The sequence below is a fragment of the Streptomyces palmae genome (genome assembly GCF_004684805.1).
GTDB lineage: Bacteria > Actinomycetota > Actinomycetes > Streptomycetales > Streptomycetaceae > Streptomyces > Streptomyces palmae.
Genome location: NZ_SRID01000518.1, coordinates 1 through 3,779, shown reverse-complemented (window position 1 = coordinate 3,779; position 3,779 = coordinate 1). Strand labels below are relative to the sequence as shown.

General features: G+C 73.2%; 3 protein-coding genes and 2 pseudogenes. All 5 read left to right on the top strand.

Annotated features, from left to right (window positions below):
- A partial coding sequence (gene narJ / locus E4099_RS30250; RefSeq protein WP_245245313.1) for a nitrate reductase molybdenum cofactor assembly chaperone occupies positions 1–807 on the top strand: 807 nt, incomplete at its 5' end.
- A complete protein-coding gene (narI, locus tag E4099_RS30245; RefSeq protein ID WP_135342299.1) occupies positions 804–1,583 on the top strand; it encodes a respiratory nitrate reductase subunit gamma in 780 nt (259 codons plus the stop codon). The genes narJ and narI, both read left to right, overlap by 4 nt.
- 94 nt (positions 1,584–1,677) lie before the next feature.
- Positions 1,678–1,965: pseudogene (locus E4099_RS30240) on the top strand (DUF6457 domain-containing protein); the annotation flags it as partial.
- 636 nt (positions 1,966–2,601) lie between these two features.
- Positions 2,602–2,832 (top strand): hypothetical protein, encoded by a 231-nt coding sequence (locus E4099_RS30235; protein ID WP_135342298.1) that lies wholly within the window; start codon positions 2,602–2,604, stop codon positions 2,830–2,832.
- Between the two features lie 304 nt (positions 2,833–3,136).
- A pseudogene (locus E4099_RS30230) lies at positions 3,137–3,779 on the top strand (hypothetical protein); the annotation flags it as partial.

The window sequence follows — 3,779 nt, the reverse complement described above, 5'->3', positions numbered from 1 at the left end:
CACGTCGACCGGGAGTACACCCGGCCCGGACCGACCCCCACCGCCACACGCGCCCGCGTCCGGGCCGCACGGCGCCCGGCCCCGTGCACACCCGAGGGGGCCGGGGCCCGGGCCCTGCTGCTGCGGCTGTGCTCGCTGTTCCTGCAGTATCCGGACAGCGAGATCACGGCCGCCCGACCGGTGCTGGGGTCCCACGTCGAGGGGCTGCCGCCCTCGCCCGCCGCCGAGCAACTGGCCGCCTTCACCGCCTGGTTCACGGCCGAGGAGACACAGGCGCTCGAGCGGCACTACGTCGAGATGTTCGACCTGCGGCGCAAGAGCAGCCTGCATCTGACCTACTACCTGCACGGCGACACCCGCCGCCGGGGCATGGCCCTGCTCACCCTGAACCAGCGGTACCGGGCCGCGGGCTGGGACGCCGACAGCGGTGAACTCCCCGACCACCTGCCGGTCGTGCTGGAGTTCGCCGCCCTGACGGGCCCCGGCGGCGGCGAGGCACCACTGCGGCAGCACCGGCGCGGCCTGGAACTCATCCAGCACGCCCTGACCGACGCCGACTCCCCCTACCGGCACGTCCTGGCCGCGCTGCTCACCTTGCTGCCACCGCCCACCGAAGCGGATCGCGCCGCGGTGTCCCGGCTCGCCGCCGAGGGCCCGCCGAACGAGGAGGTCGGCCTCGACCCCTATGGGACGTACGAGGACGGGGAGTTCGCCCCGCCGGGCACGTTCGTGCCACCGATGGCCGCTCCGCCGACCCGTGTGCCGCCCGCCGACCCGACCCTCACCCGTGTGGAAGGCAACCGATGAACGCCGCGTCCCTTTCCCTGTCGGCCGCCGCCTCGGCGAGTGGCACCGACCTCCTGCTGTGGGTCGCCATCCCCTATGTCTGCCTCGCCGTGTTCGCGGTCGGGCACGTCTGGCGCTACCGCCAGGACCAGTTCGGTTGGACCACCCACACCAGCCAGCTGCTGGAGCACCGCTGGCTGCGCTGGGGCAGCCCGCTGTTCCACCTGGGCGCCTTCCTGGTGATCGCCGGACACGCCGTGGGACTCGCCGTTCCCGACTCGTGGACCGAGGCCGCCGGCGTCTCCGAGCACGCCTACCACACCGCGTCCCTGTGGGCCGGGTCGGTGGCGGGCGTCGCCATGGTCACCGGGCTGGGCATGCTGTGCGCCCGCCGGCTGCTCACCCGCCGGATCCGCCTCACCACCGACCGCAGCGACAAGTTCCTCTTCCCCCTGCTGGCCGCCACCGTCCTGCTGGGCATCAGCGCCACCGGGGCCCACAACGTGTTCGGGTCCGGCTACGACTACCGGGAAACCGTCTCCGTCTGGTTCCGCGGTCTGTTCGTCCTCCAGCCGAAGCCGGAGGCCGTCGCCGACGCGCCGCTGCTGTTCCAACTGCACGCCCTGACCGCCTGCCTGCTCTTCGCCGCCTGGCCCTTCACCCGGCTGGTGCATGTGTGGAGCGCCCCGATCGGATACCTCGCCCGGCCCTATCTCGTCTACCGCAGGCGGGCGGCGGCGACCCCGGCGGCCGGGAGCCGCCCCCGGTCGGCGGCCGGCTCCCGGCGAGCCGTATGAGCCGCGGCCCCGCCCGGCCCCCGGCCGGGCGACCGGCCACCGCGCCAACCCGCTCGCAGGTCACACGTACGACTGATGGACGATCATGGACGAGGTACTCAGGGAATGGACGGCCGCCGTGCAGGCCGATCTGGGCATCGACCTCGAGGTCGACCGGGCCCTGCTCCTGGCCCTCGCCGGTGATGCCGCGCACGGCGTCGCCCGGCCCGCCGCCCCGCTGACGACCTTCCTGGTCGGCTACGCGGCGGGGCGGGCGGGCGGCGGTCCCGACGCGGTGGCCGCCGCGACCCGGCAGGCCGGCGAACTCGCCGCCCGATGGTCCGAAGAGACCGACCACGGGCCCGGGACCGTAAAGCGAGCCCCCCGACCCCCGCGTCCCTGACATGAAGGCCCCCGCGGCCCTGACCTTGCGGACCACACACACGGTCGGGGACGCGGGGGCAGTCGGCCTGAGCCGACGGGGTCGGAAGGACGCGGACGCCTCGGCCACGTCGCACGATCGGCCGAACCGGCTGACCGGCACGGCGCGGTCGCGGGCTTCCCGCAGACCTGGGCTGGCACGCCGCACCGGCGTCGGGGGCATCCGCGGCAGCCGGCGCGGTACGAGGGCCAAGTGGGGACGCGCGGCACAGGCCGACCGGTGGGAGGCCGTCACCGGGGCGGCCGGGTTGGGGCACCGCCCTTGACGTGTTCCCGGACCGTTGGCGGGCCACGGCGTGCCACGCGGGAACGATCCGCGTCGGCCCGTGGTCTCCAGGACGGTGCCGCCCCCGGGGACGTTCCGCCGCCGCGAACCGTTCGAGGAGGCCACGCGCTACCGCGTGACCTCCTCGATACTCTGCACCAACTCCCGTAGGACTTATCGCTCCCGCAGCGGTTCGTGGTGCGTGGTCGTCGAGAAGGGCGACTCGGAGTCGAAATCGAAAGTCTCTATGGCAGCATCGGCCAGGGAACTCTGGGTGGTCGACCCCGGGTTTGGGCGAGGGCAACGCACCATGACCGCTGCTGAGGGTGCCCGGTGACGAGCATCGAGCAGGTCGCGGAGCCGGCGACATTGGGGGCTGTGGGGGCCGTTCTGGTGGTGGTCCACAACGTCGCGGATCACGTGATCGGGCAGTCCGACCGGCAGGCCGCCGGCAAGGCGGCGCCGTCGGCGACGGAAGTCGCGGACGGCGTGATTCCTCAGAAGGGCTGGGCTCGTGCCTGGCCCACGCCGCTTCTGTCGGGCATCTCGAAGGACGAGCGGTAGGCGACCTTACGTATGTCGTGGTCAGTGCCTCTGCTCTGGGACGCTGCGGTGCACGACACGCGATGCGGACGGCGGCGGCTTGATGTGGCGACGTAGGCGCGGCCCACCGGCCCTACCTCAAAATATCGGGTGGGTCCTTCGCCGTAGGCGAGGCACAATTCCCGGAGAATCGGGGCGAGGGGGAGCTTGTTTGGACGTGTTTGCGTGTGCCGGGTGCGGCACGGAGCTGACGGCGCCGGTGTCCCGAGTGGCCCTCCCGGTCCACGCCCATCACGGGGGATGGGAGGAGCTTCATCCTCCGCTGATGGAGCCCGCGACGTATGCCGTCGACCCCCGGCCCACCGGACCGCCGTGGCGGTTGTGGGAGGAGGTCGGAGAGGATGCGGCTGCCCGGCAGGGCGTGTACGCGCCGGTGTACTCCGTCTCCTTCGGCGCGCGGAACAGAATCGTCCTCGCTCCCGGCGACTCCCGGTCCATGGCCCTGATACCCGAGAAGTGCGAGGGCTACTGCCGAGGTGTGGACGGCCGGGCCGGCCCCAACCTGGCTTGTGAGGGGTGCGGGCGGGCCGTGGCGACCCGCATGGACGACTGCGGACTGTGGCAGACGGTGTGGCTGGAGCCCGGCGCGGTCGTACGCCGTCCCTCGGGGCTTCCCGCCGGTCCACCTCCCGACTGGGACGACCTGGAGCGTACCGAACACCGCGTCCCACCCGTCGAACCTGACGGGTCGTGGAGTCGTCGCTGGGAGGCGGCGCTCGGGGTCGCGCTGGCCCACCTCGTGGCAGCCGTCGAGGACCGCCCCGTGATCCTTCCCGCCGGCCCCGTCACCGAGCTGCTCGGCCACGCTGTCGCCCGGTACCTGCCGGCCGGGCCCGATGCCCGCACGGTGGGACTGGCCGGCCCGGGAATCCGCACGCCCCGCCCCCGTCCCGACGTCATCCTCGTCC